Origin of the sequence: Clostridium oceanicum (assembly GCF_039521385.1) — a bacterium.
Lineage (GTDB): Bacteria > Bacillota > Clostridia > Clostridiales > Clostridiaceae > Clostridium_F > Clostridium_F oceanicum.
Window position 1 is genome coordinate 24,507 of record NZ_BAAACG010000019.1, and the last position, 21,294, is coordinate 45,800.

The 21,294-nt window shown below is 24.8% G+C and carries 17 protein-coding genes and 1 pseudogene; 6 read left to right on the forward strand and 12 right to left on the reverse strand.

Annotated elements, in window-relative coordinates; genetic code table 11:
• The first annotated feature begins 203 nt into the window (after positions 1 to 203).
• Genes ABDZ71_RS16635 through ABDZ71_RS16645 form a run of 3 tightly spaced genes read left to right on the forward strand, consistent with a single transcriptional unit; the run spans position 204 to position 7,456 of the window.
• Positions 204 to 5,060, forward strand: a complete 4,857-nt coding sequence (locus ABDZ71_RS16635) for a nucleotidyl transferase family protein (protein ID WP_343763429.1) — start codon at positions 204 to 206, stop codon at positions 5,058 to 5,060.
• Positions 5,061 to 5,077: 17 nt separating this feature from the next.
• A complete protein-coding gene (locus ABDZ71_RS16640; protein WP_343763431.1) occupies positions 5,078 to 6,352 on the forward strand; it encodes a Rossmann-fold NAD(P)-binding domain-containing protein in 1,275 nt (424 codons plus the stop codon).
• A gap of 39 nt (positions 6,353 to 6,391) precedes the next feature.
• On the forward strand, positions 6,392 to 7,456 hold the full coding sequence (locus ABDZ71_RS16645) for a flavodoxin family protein (RefSeq protein ID WP_343763434.1): 1,065 nt from the start codon (positions 6,392 to 6,394) through the stop codon (positions 7,454 to 7,456).
• 129 nt (positions 7,457 to 7,585) lie between these two features.
• On the opposite strand, the gene ABDZ71_RS16650 is transcribed toward ABDZ71_RS16645, so the two are convergent.
• On the reverse strand, positions 7,586 to 8,662 hold the full coding sequence (locus ABDZ71_RS16650) for a hypothetical protein (RefSeq protein WP_343763436.1): 1,077 nt from the start codon (positions 8,660 to 8,662) through the stop codon (positions 7,586 to 7,588).
• 311 nt (positions 8,663 to 8,973) lie between these two features.
• Between ABDZ71_RS16650 and ABDZ71_RS16655 the strand changes: the two are divergent.
• A pseudogene (locus ABDZ71_RS16655) lies at positions 8,974 to 9,207 on the forward strand (PHP domain-containing protein); the annotation flags it as partial.
• Between the two features lie 66 nt (positions 9,208 to 9,273).
• Positions 9,274 to 9,783, forward strand: a complete 510-nt coding sequence (locus tag ABDZ71_RS16660; protein ID WP_343763438.1) for a PHP domain-containing protein — start codon at positions 9,274 to 9,276, stop codon at positions 9,781 to 9,783.
• A gap of 152 nt (positions 9,784 to 9,935) precedes the next feature.
• Here the strand turns inward: ABDZ71_RS16660 and ABDZ71_RS16665 are convergent, their stop codons facing one another.
• From ABDZ71_RS16665 to ABDZ71_RS16715, 11 genes are all read right to left on the reverse strand, one after another.
• Positions 9,936 to 10,190: a phage holin gene (locus ABDZ71_RS16665; protein ID WP_425544726.1), complete on the reverse strand. Its 255-nt coding sequence runs from the start codon at positions 10,188 to 10,190 to the stop codon at positions 9,936 to 9,938.
• Between the two features lie 555 nt (positions 10,191 to 10,745).
• On the reverse strand, positions 10,746 to 12,149 hold the full coding sequence (locus ABDZ71_RS16670) for an aminopeptidase (RefSeq protein WP_343763441.1): 1,404 nt from the start codon (positions 12,147 to 12,149) through the stop codon (positions 10,746 to 10,748).
• Positions 12,150 to 12,210: 61 nt separating this feature from the next.
• The gene (locus tag ABDZ71_RS16675; RefSeq protein WP_343763443.1) at positions 12,211 to 13,149 is read right to left on the reverse strand and encodes a magnesium transporter CorA family protein; all 939 of its coding nucleotides are present in this window, start codon (positions 13,147 to 13,149) and stop codon (positions 12,211 to 12,213) included.
• A gap of 47 nt (positions 13,150 to 13,196) precedes the next feature.
• Entirely contained in the window at positions 13,197 to 13,748 is a 552-nt protein-coding gene (locus tag ABDZ71_RS16680) for a 5-formyltetrahydrofolate cyclo-ligase (protein ID WP_343764555.1), read from the reverse strand.
• Complete coding sequence (gene hprK / locus ABDZ71_RS16685; protein WP_343763447.1) at positions 13,738 to 14,667, reverse strand: HPr(Ser) kinase/phosphatase; 930 nt, start codon at positions 14,665 to 14,667, stop codon at positions 13,738 to 13,740. Before hprK ends, ABDZ71_RS16680 begins: the two co-directional genes overlap by 11 nt.
• Positions 14,668 to 15,056: 389 nt before the next feature.
• A complete protein-coding gene (locus ABDZ71_RS16690; RefSeq protein ID WP_343763449.1) occupies positions 15,057 to 15,755 on the reverse strand; it encodes a TVP38/TMEM64 family protein in 699 nt (232 codons plus the stop codon).
• On the reverse strand, positions 15,748 to 16,440 hold the full coding sequence (locus ABDZ71_RS16695; RefSeq protein WP_343763451.1) for a TVP38/TMEM64 family protein: 693 nt from the start codon (positions 16,438 to 16,440) through the stop codon (positions 15,748 to 15,750). The genes ABDZ71_RS16690 and ABDZ71_RS16695 overlap by 8 nt, the downstream gene beginning before the upstream one ends.
• An 88-nt stretch (positions 16,441 to 16,528) precedes the next feature.
• Positions 16,529 to 17,677 (reverse strand): (Fe-S)-binding protein, encoded by a 1,149-nt coding sequence (locus ABDZ71_RS16700; protein WP_343763454.1) that lies wholly within the window; start codon positions 17,675 to 17,677, stop codon positions 16,529 to 16,531.
• A complete protein-coding gene (locus ABDZ71_RS16705; RefSeq protein WP_343764556.1) occupies positions 17,678 to 18,676 on the reverse strand; it encodes a phosphotransferase in 999 nt (332 codons plus the stop codon).
• Positions 18,651 to 19,355, reverse strand: a complete 705-nt coding sequence (locus tag ABDZ71_RS16710) for a TIGR04282 family arsenosugar biosynthesis glycosyltransferase (protein WP_343763456.1) — start codon at positions 19,353 to 19,355, stop codon at positions 18,651 to 18,653. Before ABDZ71_RS16710 ends, ABDZ71_RS16705 begins: the two co-directional genes overlap by 26 nt.
• Positions 19,355 to 20,032 (reverse strand): TIGR04283 family arsenosugar biosynthesis glycosyltransferase, encoded by a 678-nt coding sequence (locus ABDZ71_RS16715; protein WP_343763459.1) that lies wholly within the window; start codon positions 20,030 to 20,032, stop codon positions 19,355 to 19,357. Before ABDZ71_RS16715 ends, ABDZ71_RS16710 begins: the two co-directional genes overlap by 1 nt.
• 186 nt (positions 20,033 to 20,218) lie before the next feature.
• Here ABDZ71_RS16715 and ABDZ71_RS16720 point away from each other — a divergent pair, with 186 nt between their 5' ends.
• Positions 20,219 to 21,196, forward strand: a complete 978-nt coding sequence (locus ABDZ71_RS16720; RefSeq protein ID WP_343763461.1) for a sulfurtransferase — start codon at positions 20,219 to 20,221, stop codon at positions 21,194 to 21,196.
• Positions 21,197 to 21,294: the final 98 nt, after the last annotated feature.

Below are 21,294 nucleotides of genomic sequence, written 5' to 3' on the forward strand. Positions count from 1 at the left end.
TATTAAAATACCTCTCGTATATAATATAAAAGACTCTTATAAAACATAATAATTATATATGCTATACTAAAAACTATTTATTTGTTTTTTTCTAAAAATTAAAATAACCTATATGAAATTACTCTTATTCAAGATATAATTTTTATTAAGACCTATTAAAATAAATAATTAGTAAAGACAGTATACTTCTTAAGGAGGGTATTATGGATAATTTATTATTCAAAGATCTATATAAAAGAATAACTAAAATTTTGTTAAGCCCTAGATTAATTGAAAAACATGGATTTAAAAAAGAAAATATTAATTTACATATAAAATCTTCATATTTTACTGATACTTTATATTACATGGTAACTAAAAAAGATTATTCTTGTTTATCTACATTTAATTTATGCAAAAATATATTCTTCGATTTAGGTTATGAAAAACAGTCAGAAGATTTTCTTTCCTATGTATATAAATATTCTATACATATGTCCTTTCCTCATGCTGTTATAATTAAAAATGATATAAAATTAAATAACCTTTGCAATTTATATCTTAAAATTTTAAGTATCATATGTGAGTTTGAAAAAAAATCTAAAAGCAGTACATGGCAATATAAGTACCCTATAAATTTTCTTGATGTAAACGAAATAAATGATTTAGAAGACTCTAGAGAATACAAGAAATTTATAAAAGAATTTAAAAATAACTATGTTTACGAAATGATGAAATTAAGTTCAGAAGTTATGGGATTTAACACACTAGACCATGTATGTGGAGTCCATTATTTATCACTACATTTAGGAAGGCAATTAAAATCTATAGATATTCCAATAGATTTAGGAAGAATATCTGGATCCGCTGCAGCTCATGATATAGGCAAATATGGTTGTAGGGTAACTGAGCTTAAAAGAGTTCCTCATCTTCATTATTATTATACAGATCAATGGTTTAAAAAATTCAACTTAACCTATATTGGAAATGTAGCTGTAAACCACTCTACTTGGGACTTAGAACTAGAAAATCTTTCTTTAGAATCTCTTATACTCATATATGCAGATTTTAGAGTGAAAAATCAAATTATACAAGGTCATCCTAAAATGACTATATTTTCTCTTGAAAAATCATTTAATATTATCTTAAATAAATTAGAAAATGTAGATTATAATAAAAAAATAAGATATAAAAAAGTATACTCAAAACTAAAGGATTTTGAAGACTATTTAGTAAATCTAGGTATTGATATAAATTTAAAAAACAATACTGTTTCAAAACCTAATAAAACATATTTTTCTCTACTTAATAATAAAGAAATTACTAATAACATCAAATATATTTCCATATACCACAATATATATTTGATGTATAAACTAAGAAATGAATACTCATTAGAAAGAATTTTAGATACAGCTCGCAGTGAAAAAGATTGGAAAAACCTTAGAGAATATATAAAAGTATTTGAAGAGTATTCTGCTTATCTAACTAAAGAGCAAAAAATTAGAACTATGAAATTCTTATTTGAAAATTTGACTCACCCGGAAGATGATATAAGAATACACTGTGCTAAATTAATAGGAAAACTTATAGCAACTTTTGATGAAGATTATAGAAAAGAAATACCAAAAGATGTTGAATTAAATATGCCTAATTTAACTTCTAAGGATTTATTAAACATATATATAAAATCCATGCTATCTCCTTCATCTAATACTATACCTTTAAATAAATTTAACTTAGGCTATAATACTTCTACAATGATTAAATCTTTATTTAGATATTGTAGGAAAAATTTAATACTAACTTATAGAAAGTTAATAATTAATCATTTTGATATAAATAAATATAAAAATACAGATACCAACTTATTTATATTAGATATATCTAAAACTTTACCTTTATCTCCTTATGATAAAGATATAGATAAGATATGGTATTTTATTAAAGATATATTAAACAAGCGAAATAGTATACTTAGACTTGGTGCTTTAGAAGCATTAAATGTTATGATACCTAAACTTCCAGAAAATTATTCTATAAGATCTGAAATCAAACAATATATGTTAGACTCTAAAATATACAAAAAACTATCTACAGAGAATTTACTAAAATCTTATATATGCGAAAAACTATCTCTTAAAACTTTAAAATCTAAACTTAAAAATTTTATAAATATAGATACTAAATCTGTTACAGATATATTCTTAAGTAATTTAAAAGCTAATACAAACTGGATAAAGAAAAAAATACAAATAGAATTAATACTTAATCATTCTATAGAAAATCCATCTACTTTTGGATTACACACTGCTATTCATTTTTGTAATTTATTAAAAGTCAGTGATATAGAAAGCGTTAGAAATAAAGCCGGTGCTTCCATTTTAAAAATAATGCCTTATCTTACACTTTCTGAAAGAAACGAAGTTGCTATAGAGCTTTTAAGAGCCTTAGAAATAGAAGGCAACAGATTCACTGAATATATACCAAAATATACAGGAAAAGTGCTCTTATGGCTTCCTCCTGTGGAATTAGAAGAAATGATAACCCATATATCTTACAAAACTAAAAAATCTAATACAAACTTAAAATGTTTACTTTTAAGCACTGTAGGTATAACTATTTCTAATTATCCAAAATATAAAGAAAGATTTAAAGAAAATGAAGAAATTTATCTTAACAGATTAAAAGAAATGTTAGGAATACTTTTAAATGGATTAGGAGATTACGATATACAGGTAAAGCAAAACTCTTTTGCTGTAATTGGCAAAAATTTATTTGGCAATAATTTGCCTCTAGAAAAAAAATGTACTCTTTATAAACTTATTTCTAAAAAACTTTTAACTTTAATTACAAACTATGAAAATACTAATTTAATGATGCTAACTATATCCTCAGGACTTCATTATATTTATAGATTTATATCAGATTATAATTTTTCTGTAGGAAAAATAGATATACCTGTTTCTAAAAAAATAGCTTTTTTCCCAGGAACTTTTGATCCCTTTTCTTCAAGTCATAAAGAAATTTCTAAATCATTGCGTAATATGGGATTTGAAGTATATTTAGCTGTAGATGAATTTTCTTGGTCTAAACAAACTTTGCCTAGTCTTTTAAGACGAGATTTGATAAATATATCTATAGCTGGAGAATTAAATATTTATACCTACCCTGGTGATATGCCAATAAATATAGCTAATCCTAATGACTTAAAAAAACTTAAAGATGTATTCATAGAATCTGAAGTTTATATAGCTGTAGGTAGCGATGTTGTATTAAATGCTTCTAGCTACAAAATTAAAAATATAGAAATTCCAAACTCTATATTTGATTTTTCACACATTATATTTAAAAGAGGTTCTGTAGAAAAACTTAGCAATATAACTAAATATATAAAAGGTGAAGTTGTATACTTTTCTCTTTCATCAAAATTTTCTAATATAAGTTCTACAAGAATCAGAAAATACATTGATGAAAACAAAAGTATTTCTAGTTTAGTAGACCCTGTAACAGAAAATTATATTTACGAAAAAGGTTTTTACCAAAGAGAATCTCAGGATAAAGCTATAATTAAACCTCTTCCTATAAGAATACGACTTATAAATCCTATAGATAAATTTATAATTAATGAAATGATATATACTTTCCAAAATAAAATACCAGATATTGAAGAAAAATTAATGTATATATCATCAAAGCCATCTTGTAGAATGATAATAATAAGAAATACCCAAAATAAATTAATAGGATTTTCTATATTCCATTGGATTCGTTCTACAAATTTATATGAAGAAATGAAAGACAGTAAAATAACTAACTATATAAGAAAACGTAGCACTGGAAGAATGTTATCCTTAGATGGTTTTTATTTAAATGTTTCTGAAAAAAATAGATATTTAGAACAAATACTATTAACAGAAACACTTGCTCTTTGTATATCAAAAGATTACGAATATGCTGTTTTTAATCCTATTAGTTTAAAATTTCAATCTTCTTCAATATTAGAGCTTTTAGAACTTCAAGGGTTTATACAAGTACCAACAGATAAGAATAATAATAAGCCAATATATTCAGTTGATATGAGTACCCCTTCTATTTTAAATTTAGATATTGAAAGCGTAATTAAAAGTCCTTATAGACATAACAAAAAAATTAAAAATATAATACTAGAAACTAGGAAAAATTTAAGAAAAGCTTTAGTAGAAATATATAAAGGACAATTAATACTATCTTTTGATAACAATTTTTTACACCAATGTATGATAAATAAAATTTGCAACGAAAACAACGTACCTACAACAATTCAAACTCCTAGAGTACTTGGAGATTCTATGTGTGTACCTTATGGTAATATACTTGATAAATATATAACCCCTAATACTGTTACTAAAGCTTTACACACAGAAAAAATGTTTTTTTCTGATGTAAAACATTTTAAGATAGGTGAAGCTCCTCACTATTTAAATTTAAAAAGTCAAGTTAAAATGCTTAAATCTTTTAATAGACCAATAATACTAGCAGATAACCTTCTTCATAAAGGCTATAGAATAAAAAAATTAGATCCTATATTTAAAAAAGAAAATGTAAAAATACAAAAGATAATAGTTGGAATTATGTCTGGAAGAGGTAAAGATTTAATGGATAAACAAAATAGATCTGTTGATAGCGCTTATTTTATTCCTAGATTAAAACTTTGGTTTAATGAAGCAGATTTATATCCTTTTATAGGCGGAAACTTACTATGGAGAGGTAAATATCCAAAGAGAAACTTACTTCCTTCTGTAAACTTAATATTACCTTATACTTATCCTAAATTTATAACAAATACAGATAAAAAAAATATTTTTAATCTTTCTAAAATTTCTATAGAAAACTCTATTAAAATTTTATCTGCATTAGAAGAAGAATATCACAATACTAATGATAGAAACCTAACTTTATCTTTATTAGGCCATGTATTTAATACTCCAAGATGTCCAGATCAAGGTAATAATATATACTATAATTTAAATTTAATGGCTTCTCATTACCTTAATAACGATTATGAATCATTGTTAAGACTTGAAAATATATTTGAATAATAAACGAGGTGTAAAATTTGAAAAAATTAAATCTTTTTTACTATAAAACAAAAAATAATTTAATAATATCCTTTGAAAAAGAAAATATCTTTGGAGAATTAATTACAGAAAAAGAAGCTTCTAATAATACTAATCTTTCTATTTATTTTTTAATTAACACAGAAAATAAAATAAATAGAAGAACATTTATAGTAAATACAGTTTCTGATCTCTTTATAAAAAGAGACTCATTAAATCTTCTAAAAAAAGATACCTCAAAGGATTCATTAATACCTTCTTGGCTTCTTAATCTTATAAAAAAAGATAAAATTATAGCATTAAATAAATCTTATCCTTCATGGAAAAAAGTTTTAGAAGACAAAATTATAACTAAAAATAAAAAATGGAATATAAACATAGTTGGTTTAGGAGATGTAGGGGGAACATTAATTACAGGATTAAGACTTTTAGGTAATGACTCAATAGATAAGATAGGAATATATGATAAGAATATAAATAAAATAAAACGTTTTGAATATGAATGTAACCAAATTTGTTATCCAAGTTTAGATACTCCTACTCCAAAAATTTGTGAAATTAATGAAGACAACTTATTTGATTGTGATATGTTTGTATTTTGCGTTTCTGTAGGTGTACCTAAAATTGGTAATGAAAAGGAAGATGTTCGACTTGTACAGTTTAAAGGAAATTCTAAGATAGTAAGTTACTATGCTAAACTTGCCAGAGAAAGAAATTTCAATGGCTTATTCTGCATCGTTTCTGATCCTGTAGATTTATTATGCAAAGTAGCTTTTACAGAAAGCAATAAAGATTCTTCAGAAAAATTAGATTATAAAGGATTAGCTCCTGAACAAATACGAGGTTATGGACTAGGTGTAATGAATGCTCGAGCTTCCTACTACGCTTTAAAAGATGAAAAAACTAAAAATTATATTAAAGAAGGAAGAGCTTTTGGTCCTCATGGTGAAGGATTAATAATTGCAAACAGCATAAAAAATTATAATAAAGATCTTTCAGATTATTTAACAGATAAAACAAAAACTGCTAACTTAGAAATCAGAGATTTAGGATTTAAACCATATATTGCTCCAGCTCTCTCCTCTGGAACCTTATCTATTTTAGCAACAATAAAATCACAGTGGCACTATAGTACTACTTTCTTAAATGGAACATTTATGGGAATAAGAAATAAATTTATAAAGGGTACTACTAAACTAGAAAACTATGAAAATATGCCTGAAGATCTATTTGAAAAATTAGAAAAAACCTTTGATTACTTAAAATCTTATTAACTTTTATATTATATTCTATTTGAAATAAGGAGGAACTTTATGGATACTTTGTTTGTTGTACTACCAAAAGATAATATTTCTCCACAATTAAACAAAATGATAAACTCAATATGTGAAAACTTTGAAAAAATAGAAATAATAAAAAACTTCAATAACTTTAATGAATTTAAAGATAAAAAAATATTATTTGCTTTAGAAATAGATTTTTGTGGCACTGATATTTCTATGTTTAATATTCTAAATGATTTAGAAAATAAAAACAAAAGATTCTTTTATAATTCTACAGCTTGCTTAGTAGTTCATAGTAATAATGATCTTTATACAAAGGATGTTTCTCAACAAATTATATTCTTGGCTAATTCTCTAGGCTGTAGATTTTTAGGTCACCCTTTAGTTGAAGCTACAGGTTCTTTAAGAAATTTTTCTACATGGAAAAAAGCTACAGATAAATCTATAGACTCTATATGCTTAGATCTTTGTGACAATTTAGGTAAACGTCTTCTTAAATATAAGCCTTTAGATATTTCTAATCCTAAAATACTAGTTTTATATTCATCTCCCCACTCCTTTTCTAATACGCTAAGTTTGTGGAGAATGACATCTTTAAATTTAAAAGGATTTAATATTAAAGAAATACAAATAGAAAATGGTGATGTAAAAGATTGTAAAGGCTGCTCTTATAAAATGTGTATGCATTATGGAAAACAAAACAGTTGTTTTTATGGAGGACTTATGGTAGAAAACATACTTCCTTCCATAGAAAAAGCTGATGTAGTAGTATGGCTTTGTCCAAACTACAACGATGCTATATCTGCAAATATTTCTGCTACTATAAATAGACTTACAGTACTTTACAGAAAAATAAATTTTTATAATAAATCTTTGTTTGGAGTAGTAGTATCCGGTAACTCTGGAAGCGATTCTGTCTGTAAGCAGCTCTTAGGAGCTTTAAATATAAATAAGGGATTTACTCTTCCACCTTATTCAATGCTAATTGAAACAGCAAATGATCCTAAATCTATATATAAAGTAGATTTTATAGAAGAAAAGGCAAAGTTATTTGCTAATAATATGAAAAGTCAAATTAAATATTCTAATGAGTAAAAATATATTATACATTCAAATAAACAAAATCATATTAGATATATTAAAATATTTCTAAAATTTATTAAACAAAAAGTGCCCTAAAAAATAGATTTTTTATAGTGTCTATTTTTTAGGGTACTTTTTACTTTAATTATAATATTTTTTTAATAACTCAGAGTTATCCATCCACATTGCTATATAAGGAGTATTACTTCCTTTTCTTTTTATATATACTAAAAAAGGTTTATCAAATATAAACCATCTTTTCTTATATGAATTTTTTAAAAGGAAATTATTAGTTTTCTTCTTTATAATAAGACCATTACTTTCTATTTTTAAATCAGTATTTGTTGTAGCATTTACTATAAAGTTATATTCAAATCCCCTATTTAAAATTTTCTTATCAATTAAAGATTTATAATCTGTTTGTATATCAAATTGTATATTAGGAATAGCTAATGTCTCCCCTAATTTCATTTTACTAGAAGTATTTTCCTCTATTCTCTTCTCTACCTTATTTATAGTTTTTAAAAGAGTTTCCTCTTTAGGTATTTTAGCCATTATAATCTCATCTTCTTTATTTAAAGGATTTAATTTTATTATGAAATCTTCCATGTTCTTATAATCTAAAATACTAACTTGATTAGCTATTTTATTTTGCTCTTCATCTTCATATTTGTTTATCCCAAAACCTTTAACTCTGGTTATTTTATCTTGTGATTCAAATTCAATAGGAAATGTTAATTTTTCGAAAGTATTATTAAATTTAATATTTCTTTTTAAATAAGAATAAAGAATTAAATCTTTTGGTCCCTTTAATGTGTTTGAAACTCCTTTATAATTATCAAATTTATAAGTTAATTTTTGTTTTATTTTATTTATTATATTGTCCTTTTCATAACCTGACATAGCTATATAATATTTATCATCTATAATATTTTTATCTATAATATTGGTATTTAAAAAATTCAAATAGTCACTATCATCATTTAAAATAATTTTCCCTTCTCTTGTTGAATTTTTCAAATCATCCCATAGAAATTGAAAAGTAGGATTGAATATAACATTATCTTTTTTTATCTTTTCATTTAAATTTAAAGTAACTTTACTTTCTTTAAGTTTTCCTCCATTTATATCAGTATCTACATTTTTATCCATTTTAATAAAATATACAACAGTAAAAGTTACTACAACTAAAACTATTAATTTTAAAACATTTTTCATAATTTTTTCATAAGTAAACATATTAATAAAATATACAGCTCCTCCAGTAATTAAAATGAAAATAAATTTTATATTAATTGCATTTTTAAATATATATATTTAAGTGTATACTATATTATATACTATATCAATTGAATTTCATACTTTAATATTATCAAAATATTGCAATATTTTTTGTATGTTTTTTCAGTTATATAAAAATTTATACTATTTTACTTTATTTTCAAAATGATAACAGTTAATATAAATAGTATATTAACTTTATAACTTAAAAGGAGGTACTTAAAATTTATACTAGAGGAGATTTTCATATTCATACTACTGCATCTGACGGTAAATATTCACCTTACGATGTAGTTAAATTAGCTAAAGAAGAACATTTAGATATAATATCTATAACTGATCATGATACTATAGACGGATTAGAAGAAGCCTTATCTTCTGCTAAAAAGCATAACATAACAGTAATCCCTGGAATTGAACTATCAACTACTTATAAAAATTGTAGTATACACGTATTAGGTTATTTCAAATCTATTCCTAATAAAAATAATTTATTAAATCATTTTCTAAAAGATAAAAAATATTTTAGAAAAATAAGAGCAAAAAAAATGCTTCAAAAACTAAAAGAAATTTATAATATAAATTTAGACTTCAATAAAATATTAGAAGATTCTAAAGGAATACTTGCAAGACCACATATTGCTAAAGCAATAATAGATGAAGGATACCCCTATACTTGGAATGACATATTTAATAATTTAATTGGAGATAACTGTCCAGCTTACGTTCCTAATAAAATCCTACCTACAGAGGAAGGAATTAACCTTTTAAAAAAATCTGGTGCATTAGTAGTACTTGCTCATCCTGTACTTATAAAAAAAATAGAAATAAAAGAACTTATGAAACTAGATTTTGATGGAATAGAAGCAGTTTATTATATAAATAGTAAAAATGATACTAGAAAATTTAAATCTATAGCTTCAAAATACAATAAAATAATAACTGGAGGATCTGATTTTCACGGTATAGATACTTCAGATAATAAACACGCTCCTAAGTTAGGTACTATACATTTAGATGAAGATAACATAAAAAAATTTTTAAAGAATTTAAAATAACAAAAGCTATTAGCTTAGATTATTCTAAACTAATAGCTTTTAAATTTATTTAAATTCAAATATACCTTTTGAATTTTTAATAAAAAATTTTTACATTTATAGTTTTATTATTGTTGCTTTATTTTAATCTATACTTTTTATATTAATAATTATTATTCTTCTTCAATATTATTTTTCACATCTGAATTTTCTTCTATCTCATCTATAGCTTCTTTATCATCTTTATATCCTTTATTTTCAGTAGCAGGATTATTTATTATTCCTGCTAAAACTAATATTCCAAGAATGCCTTCTACAACTTGAGCATAGTTTTCAGGAACTATATCAATTCCAAAAGATTTCAAAAATATAGGGATAAATGCAAGAATAGAAGCCCATAATCCATAGTTTTTAAATCTATTATTCAAAATAATCCCTCCTTCTATTTATAATATTAAATAAAAGATAGGATTGTCACAATTAATTTCATTATTAAAACAAACTATTCATTTCTAGCTATAAGCTCATTTATATAAAATTTTTGTCTATTAAAAAGATAAAACCCTTGCAATATCTACTTTAAAAGTTTACAATAGATATGAACCGTTTATAGTTTTTCTATATTCAGTTCTAAAATTCTAAAGTTGTTGCATATGGAGTCGTATTTGCGACTCCACACTCTTTTAACTCTATTTTAAAATCTCGATTATTTCCACTCTAAACACTTCTCATTACATTTTATACTCTGTAATAACCCACACAATGTATTCTTTCTAATTTATACATCATAATATCTATACTAAAAAACAAATCCTGTATCATCATTAAATATTTTTTATTTTAATTTCTTTTTTAAAACACAAAATAACTATGTGATTTTCCTTTATAAAGGGAAATCACATAGTTATTTTTGTATTCTTAAGTTATAATATTTAACTTTTTATCTTTTAAGAGCCACTCTTAAATATGATACCCCTGATTCTTTAAGCTTCTGTCAAGAAAGCATGATATCCTCTCATTGTTTCATATATATCTGCTTTGCTGGCAACTTCCCAAGGTGCATGCATATTATGAAGTGCTATACCACAATCTATAACTTCCATTCCATAATTAGCAAGTATATATGCTATAGTACCGCCACCGCCTTGATCTACTTTTCCAAGTTCCGATGTTTGCCATGATACATTATGTTTTTTCATTATTCTTCTTATCTTGGCTACATATTCAGCATTTGCATCATTAGATCCGCTTTTTCCTCTAGAACCAGTATATTTGTTAAATACTATACCTTTACCAAAGTATGCTGAATTCTTCTTTTCCATTACAGTTGGATAGTTAGGATCAAAAGCTGCTGTAACATCTGAAGAAAGCATTTTTGAATTTGAAAGGCATCTTCTTAATTTTAAATCACTATATTTATGACTAGTTAAATTAATTATTTCCGATACAGTATTTTCAAAGAATCTTGAATGCATTCCTGTGGCCCCTACACTTCCTATTTCTTCTTTATCTACAAGTAGTGTTACACAAGTATTTTTAACATTTTGGAGTTTCATCATAGCTTCAAAAGAAGTATAAGCACAAATTCTATCATCATGACCATAAGCCATAATCATACTTTTATCAAGACCATAATCCCTAGCTTTTCCAGCAGGTACAATTTCAAGTTCTGCTGACACAAAATCTTCTTCTTCTATGTCATATTTTTCATTTAATATTTTAAGTATATTTTTTCTAACTCTATCCTTTGTATCTTTATCTTTTATTGGAATACTTCCAACTAATATATTTAAATTTTCTCCTTCAATAGCTTTAGCCAATTTTTTATCTTGTTGGTCTTTAGCTAAGTGAATTAACAAATCAGAAATTCCTACAACAGGATCACTTTCATCTTCCCCTATAACCATATTTATCTTAGTTCCATCTTCTTTTACTACTACTCCATGAATAGCTAATGGAAGAGTTACCCATTGGTATTTTTTTATTCCTCCATAATAATGAGTTTCTAATAAGGCTAAATCTGTATTTTCATATAAAGGATTTTGTTTTAAATCTAATCTAGGAGAATCTATATGTGCTCCTAATATATTTAATCCCTCTTCCATAGGGTTTTCACCTATTATAAATAAAGCTACTGTTTTGTCCATGTGCTCAGCATATACTTTATCTCCAGCTTTTAATTTTTTATCTTTTTTAATTATTTCTTTTAAATCTTTATATCCATTTTCCTTTGCTAATCTTACAAACTCATTTGCACATTCTCTTTCTGTTTTAAAATTTGACATAAAATTTCTGTAATTTTCTGATAAAGTAAATACCTTTTTTAATTCTTCTTCTGAATATTTATCCCAGGCATATTCATATTTCTTTGTTAAGCATTCTTTCATAAGTAATTCCCCTCCTCTTAGTACAGTATAAGATATATGATATCATATTTTGGAAATTTTTTCATAACCATTTTTTCTTTTTAAAAAACCAAATTAAAGCCATTGATGATATAACCATAAGAAACAATATATAAAAGCATCCATTTTTACAGTTCATAGGTGGTATATTGTTAAAGTTCATACCATAAAAACTAGTTATAAGATCTGCTGGTAAAAATATAGCAGCAACTATAGTAAATACTTTCATAAGTTCATTAGCTTCGTTTCCTATTTCTGATTCATAAGCTTCTCTAACTAGTGAAAGGTCTTGAACTAAAGTTTCTAGTGCCATCATTAGTTTTTCTATTTTATTGTTTAAACTCATATAATTCTTTATGTATTCTTTTTTTATTAATAAATTATCATTATTTACTAAACTATCTCCAATATATCTTAAAGGAGTTATATATTTTCTTATTCTATAAACCTGTCTTCTAAGATGAATAACTTCATGCATATATTCATGTTTAGGTTTCTTTAATATATTAATTTCTATTTTATCAGCTTTAGTTTCAAGCTGGGATATAACATCGTAATCTTTAACTATAACTCTATCCATTATGTAGTAAAGTAATATATCTGGAGAAGGTTTTTCTTTTAGCATAAAACAATTTTTAGATTCTCTTATATCCATAAGTAAATCTGTTACTATTCCTAAATCCTCTTTATATACGGTAATTATGTAATTTTCTCCTAAAAATATATTGAATTCACTACTATTTACCACTGAATCTTCATATTCCAAAACATTTAGTATAACAAAAACATACTGCTCATAAAAATTTATTTGAGCAGATTGAGAATAGTTTTTACACTCTATTATATCTTCTTCTTTTAAATTAAATTTATTTTTTAATAAATTAACTTCTTTAGAATTAATAAGTATCCAATGATGTCCTTCTTCTATATTATAGCTATCTGTTACATCTTTAAATTTATTTTCTAAATCAAGAACCCTCATATTATCACCACAAACAATAGTATTTTTACTTCATTATTATTTGTAGTTTAACCTGTTATTATTCCATCTATTAATATGTCATGCTCTTCTATCGGAACATCTTCTATAACTTGAAAATCATATGATAAAGCAATTTTGGGAGTATTATCTTTTAACTTTAAAAAAAGCCTATCATAAAAACCTCCTCCATATCCAATTCTTCCACCTTTTCTATCAAATACAAGACCTGGAACTATAACTAAGTCTATATATTTTTCATCTATTTTATTATGAAAACTTTCCGGTTCTAATATTTTATATTTTCCACAAGGTTTCAACTTAGAAAAATCCTCTATCTTAATAGCACTCATTCCTCTATCTTTAGATATAACCTTAGGAACACATATTTCTTTTCCACTATTTAATGCTTTTTTTATAAACCCGTGAGTATCAATTTCTTCATCCATACTAACATATACAAATATAATCCTACTTTTTTTATAATAACTACTATTTAAAAGTTTTTCTAATATTATCTTATCTTTATTTTGTTTTTTATCTATGCTTAAACCTTTTCTTTTTTGTTTCATGGATTTTCTTAATATAGATTTATAGCTCATTTCCCTTACTTTTTCTTTCCCCTTCTTCTTTAATTCTATCATTTATTATATCTACAGGTGATGCTTTAGATATTAAATTATATCTATAATTAGCTGCTGCAGCTTCTATAATAACTGCTAAATTTCTTCCTGGTCTTATAGGAATAGTTAATTTTCTCACTGGAATATTAAGTATATCTATGAATTCTTTATCTATTCCTAATCTATCGTAATTTCTATCTGGCCTCCATTGTTCTAAATACACTACTAAATCTATAGTCTTTTCTTTTAATATAGAACTAAGTCCATATAAGGCTGCTACATCAATTATTCCCATTCCTCTAACTTCCATCATTCCTGATGTAATATATGGTGATGTTCCCTTTAAAAGGCCATTAACTTCTTTTATATCTACAGCGTCATCTGTCACCAATCTATGACCTCTTTTAATAAGCTCTAATGCACTTTCAGTTTTCCCTATTCCACTTTCTCCAGTAATTAATATACCTATACCATATATATCTAAAAGAACCCCATGTAGCCTAGTTTCTGGCGCTAATTTTTCATCTAGATAACTCATTAAAGAACTTATAAATCTTGTTGATATTTCGTTGGTTCTTAAAACCCACTGCTTTTCTTTTCTTGCATTTTCTATAAATTCTTCATGAGGAGGTAGAGAACGTGTTATTATAGTACATGGAGTTTCAAACTTAAAAAATTTTCTTAATCGTTTAAGTCTAATCTCTTTTTTCATAGTATTTAAAAAACTCCATTCAGCTTTTCCTACTACCTGTACTCTTTCATTAGCAAAATAACTATAAAATCCTGAAAACTGAAGTCCCGGTCTATTTATATCGCTTAAATCAATTTTTTTATTTTCTTCTCCCTCTACTAGTACTTCTAAATCCATATCTTTTATGATATCTTTTACTGTAACCACCTATAATAACCCTCCTTTTAAGTATATAATTTAATATATTATTATATATATCAATATACTTTATTCTAAACTCCTACGATTTATACAATTAAACAATTTTAAGTACTATTTTACATCATATTTATAAAAATTTAAATACATTCCGTGTTAAATGTCAATATTTAATACTAATTAGCACATTCTCATATATATATTATTCGTTATATTTAATATTAACTTTTATAAAGAAAAATATTAATTTAGCCCTATTAAAATAAACTAGCATACTGAATTATTTATTTTTTTAATATAGCTTATATACATAAATATATATTTTATAAAAAAGACATATATTAAGAATAATGAGTATATAAAAATATATCTTTATTTCTTAAATATATGTCTTTATTTTAAGCTACTTCTTTTTTATTTTTCTTATCTAAAAGATATTTCCTAATGGCAAAAGCTAATGCTATTAAAGCTATTACTCCACATACAACCCAAAGTCCTAATTTAGCTACCTTACCTATATTTTGTCCTAATATAGAATATACAATAGTTGCTGGAAGCTGACCTATTCCTGTTGCCCAAAAGAAAGACCAAAATGTCATAGTAGTAAGGCCTGCTGCATAGCTTATAGCATCAAAAGATATAAAAGGTAGTAATCTAGCTATAAGTATTGCATATTCACCATACTTATCAAAAAACTTATCTGTCATATCTATAGCTTTTTTACCTATTATTTTCTCAACTACCGGTCTACCATACATTTTACTTATAAAATAACACATACAAGCTCCAAGCATAGCTCCCGTCCAAGATATAAATGCTCCAAAAGCCCATCCAAATACCCAAGCATTAGCAAATGTTATTATAAATGCTGGAAGTGGTGCTGCAATAGATTGAAACATCATAAGTAAAATTGATACAAAAGGAGCTAAAGCTCCAAAGGATTTTATGTAATTTTTCACTTCTTCAATATCTAATTTAGATAACATAATTGCTATATTATTAATTCCATCTTTAAAAGAAGGAACTAAAAAATACATTAATAAAATTAATAATAAAAACCCTATTTTAACTAATAAATTTCTTTTCTTTTTATCCATTTTTCCCCTCCTTGTTAATAAGATGCTGTTGTACTTTATTAAAACTAATTTTCTTTTTAATTATTAAAGATATAACTAGTAATCCAATAAGTAATATTAAAGATATAATAAATTCTATAGATTTAAAATTCAAAGATTTATCTCCAATATTTATAAAAATTAGTATTCCTGGTATTATTCCTATAGCTGTCCCTAAAATAAAATCCTTAAATTTTATCTTAGAAAGGCCTGCTAAATAACTTATAACATCAAAAGGTATTAGAGGAATTAGCCTTAAAATTAATATTAATATAAATCCTTTTTTCTCTACTCCTTCTTCAAAATACCTTCCTTTATTTTTAACTATCTTAGAAACTACAGATCTACCTAAAATCCTTGAAATATAAAAAGAAAGTACCGCTCCAAACAGTGCTCCTATTATTGTATACAAAGTTCCCCATATCATTCCAAAGACCATTCCGCCGGATATAGCTAATATAGAATCTGGAAACAAAGTTAAAGGAACAAAAGTAAACATAACTATATATACAATAGGTGCTACCATTCCATAGCTTTTTATATATTCTTTTAATAAAGATACACTACAGTTTTTAAAAAGAGATGATTTCTTTAAAAAACATATTAATATAGCTAGTCCTATAATTAAAAGTAAGTTTAAAATAAGTTTCTTTTTACTTTTTAACACTTAAATTCTCCAATCTTTTTTTATTTTATAAATATAATATTTTTTAAGTATAAAATTCCTTTTGAATTATAAAATAATACTAATCTTTTTATTTTAATAAAGACTTAGTTTTCAATCTATTGCTCCAAGATTTCAAAGGAGTATTAACATTAAATTTCAATTCATCTTCTTTAATTTTTCCTCCAAAAATAAGATCCAATATATGAAAACCCTTAGCTCCTCCTCTAATCATAGATTCTCTACATCCAGCACAATAAGTTATAACATACTTAGAAGGACAACTTTCAACTATATTTTCCATAATATTTTTTGAAAGTTTTGGATTTACTGTATGAACCATCCCTCCAGTGCCACAGCATACTGTATTTTCTCTTGAATTAGTTTTTTCAACTAATTTATATCCTAGTTTATCAACAATAAACCTTATACTATCTTGTATATCACTTTCATATCTTGTAGGACAAGAATCATGTATAGTAAAGATTGATTCATTTTCATTTCCTATACCAATAGCTTCTTTAGGAATTCCTATTTCTTTAAGAACATTCCATAATGATTTAACCTTAAAATCATCATTAATACTGTATCCATTTATTGTTTTATAACAGTTTTGACAAGCTACTATAACTTCTTTTGTTCCTGTTTTCTTTATATCTTTATAAGTAGTTTTAGATAATTTTTCAAACCTTTCTTCTTCCCCTAAATCTTTAGTTGGTTTACCACAACACTGTAAAAGTATACCTAAATTAGGTATCTTTGTTTTTAAGTATTCATAGGTCTTTACTACTAATTCTGGATTATAAGAACATAAACTACATCCAGGGAAAAATAACTTTTCTACTTTATCATTACAATTTATATCATTTTTATATTTAGTAAAAAAAGATGTATATGAAAATTTTTGATGCATATGTATTGATTTATGTCCTTTTAAAGGAGATTTTCCTTTGTTTTGATTAACTATATCTTTTCTAAGGTTAAAAAATATTCTTGAAGTGTCAATATCTTTAGGACATACTTTTTTACATTTACCACACATAGTACATGAATAAGGTATAATTGTCTTTACTTTTTCTTCTTTCAATATACTTTTAAATAATTTTTTAGGATTAGTTTTAAAAAACTGAAGCATTTCACAATTTTCATTACAGATATTACAATCTATACACTGCTGCAGAGCATCATTCATAGATTCTAAAAGTTTTTTATTTTTAACCTTTACATATTCCTTATTCATTTAAATCCACCTTTTTAAAAGTTTTTCCATAAAATTCTCATCTAAATATTCCTTTATTTTATTATAAGTATCCATATTTTTTATATCTTTATTAGGATTTTGATATTCTATATAAGCATATGCACACCAGCTTAAAGCTCTTAAATAAAGATATGGTTTGTACATATCTACTCTTTCTCTTATATCTTTATTTTTAAATCTCTTTTCATAATGGTTAAAGAATTCATTTATTTCATTACTGTTAAGTATAAAATTACTTTTCCACAAAGTAGTTGTAGGAGCTAAAAATTGTGTTAAATCTTGGCAAGGATCACTAATAACAGGTTTCTCCCAATCTATTAAATAATAATCATTTTTTCCTATTATAAAATTATGAGAGTTAACTTCTGTATTATTTATAACTTTCCAAGGATTATTTTTAAAGTACTCCTCTTTAAACTTATTTTCATCACACCAATTTAAAAATTTTTCAAAAAACAGTTTTATTTTTATATCTATGTACCTACTATTCCAAAATTCTTTTAGTAATCTTTTAGATTCCTCTATTCTATCTGTAAATATGTTTTTTTCAACAATAAAATTTTTTAAATCTACCTCTTTAATTTCTATAGAATGAATATTTGAAAATATGTTTGCAGCTTTTTTTAAATCTTTTTTATAATCTAAAGGCTCCCCTTCTAAATACTCCATTATTAAAATTCCATATTCGATGTATTTCTTACTATTATCTACATAATAAACTTTAGGAGTTACTCCGCTTTCTTCTAACCTTTTTATTGCGTTATATTCATACTCTATTTGATTTTTTAAATCTAATTGGCTCTTTGTGTTAATTCTAAATACATATTTATTAACTTTATCTTTTAATATAAAATTTATGTTATATTCTCCCTGTGCTAAAAATTCTACACCAAAACAGTCATCTAAATCTATATACTTACTAATATTAAGCTTTCCTATATAATTTTCTATTTTATTTTTCAGCATATTTTTTAACATTTTCATCAACCCACCAATTATTAATAAACTCTATAGTATTAAAAGGGACTTCTTTATAATAAGCTTTATTTACCATACTTCTATTTATAAGGTTATCTAAATCTTCTTTTGTATCTATATCTTCATGTTTATCTACAAAACCCACTCTTAATCCTTCTTTATTTAATATGTTCATAGTATTATAAAAAACAGAATTTTTTCCCCATTTTATATTATTTTCAAATACTAATTTATTAAGCTTTTTCATAGCTATTAAATAATATCCGCCATCCAAAGTTGGTCCAAAACAAATATCTTTTTTATCTAAAACCATAAAAGATTTTATAATATCTTGTGATTGTACTTCTGGTATATCCGATCCTATAAGTGTTACTTTTTCATATCCTAAATCCAAAACTTTTTTTATACTGTTTTTCATCTTTTCTCCTATGTTACGACCTTCTTGAGGAAAACACTTAATATATTCAGGTATTATAGGATTTATTATATTTAAATTTCCTTCATCTCCATAGGATAAATAAATATGAATATTAGAATCTATCCTTTTGCACATATTAAAAATATCTAATAAAAAACATTTATGTATATCAGCACATTGTCTTGCTGTTAATTTACCTATAAGCCTAGTTTTAGTTCTGCCAGCAACAGGTATTCTAGTCATTATGATAAGAGCATTCACTACTGTCTTACCTCCCTATACATCTTATTTAAAGTAGAATTTGAAATCCCCATAATGTGGAGAATTCTAAGTTTATGCATTAGTAAATGAGTTTTAAATTGTCCTCCTTTTTTAAATCTTCTAGCAGATGTACCTATTTTTTTACTAATTAATTTCATTTTACCTACTTTCTTAATCTTTTTACTAAACTCTAAATCTTCCATTATATATAAATTAGGATATCCACCTATTCTATTAAAAATATTTTTTTCTACAAATATTCCTTGATCTCCATAAAAAATTTTAAAAATGTAGGCTCTTATATTAGAAGTTATCCTTATATATTTCATAAATAAAGTATTAAAATCATAAAAATATAAAGAAAATCCTCCTCCTACATAACCTCTTGTTATACACTTCTCTATATATGTAATACTATTTAAATCTACTATAGAATCAGAATGAACGAACCACAAAATATCCCCTTTAGAAATAGATGCTCCTTTATTCATCTGATATGCTCTTCCTTTTTTACTTTTCACTACTTTCCCATATTTTTTTGCTATAGTTACAGTCTTATCTTTACTTCCACCATCTACAACTATAATTTCTTTACTTCCTTTTAAATTATTTAGTTTTATAAGTAAATTTTCTATAGTTTTTTCTTCATTTAATACTGGAACTATTATAGATACCACTTAAATCAAATCCTTTAAACAATAAAACTTTTATTCCTATTATAACTTTTTTTTATAAAAAAAGTCTGTATTATAGCAAAATATTATGCTTGTTTACATAGTTATAAAAAATATTTATTTTTATTAAATAATTTAACAAATAATGCTATAATTTTCGTGTAATAATTTATTAATTGGAGGTATAAAATGTTGAAAAATAGAATTAATTTTAAAAAGTTATCTTCTTTATTTTTATCATTTGCATTAATTGGTTCTTTATTCGTTGGATGTGCTAATAACAAAACTTCTAGTGACAACGATACCAAAGAAAAAAAATCAAATGCAAAATTAGAACAAAAATATACTGATAACAGCTATTTAATGAACCCAGAGAAATTATCAAAAGATTTAAAAAAGGAAAATCTTTTAATAATTGATGCCCGTTCAAAAAAAGAATATAAAAAAGGTCATATTCCAGGTGCAATAAACGTACAATGGCAATATTTCACTAACACAGAAGGAAAATCTGGTGATAAAGGTTGGGGAATGCTTCTCTCTAAAGACAAACTTTCTGAAAAATTCTCTGATTTAGGCATAGATAAGAATAAAGACATAATAGTTTATGCTAGTAACAAAAAAGGTTGGGGAGAAGACGGAAGAATAGTATGGATGCTAAGAATGGCAGGCCTTAATAAAAGCAAGATGTTAAATGGTGGTTTCGTTTATTGGGAAAATAACGATTTTGAAATTTCAAAAGATACATCCGAACCTAAAAAGAATAACTTTAAAATCGAAAACTTAGATATGAAAACTTACGCTGATACAGCTTGGACTAAAGAAAATATAAATAAAGCTGTAATATTAGACGCTAGAGAAGAAAAAGAATATAAGGGTGCTACTGATTTTGGCGAAGCTAGAGGTGGTCATCTTCCTAAAGCTAAATTATTTACTTTTAATAAAGTATTTAATGATGATGAAACTTTAAAAAGTGAAAAAGAAATTAAAGATATGTTAACTAAAGCAGGCATTAAAAAAGATGATCAAATATTAACTTACTGTACTGCAGGTATAAGATCTGCTCATCTTGCTTTAATTTTAAAAATGGTTGGATATGATAATGTTAAAAACTATGATGGATCTTACTACAGATGGGCAGCAGAAAAAGACTTAAAACTTGAAAAATAGAAAATATATTAAAGTGAAAAAATCCTATCTAAAATTTTTAGATAGGATTTTTTCACTTTAATATTTAACATAAGGATTTTAATTTATATATAATTATA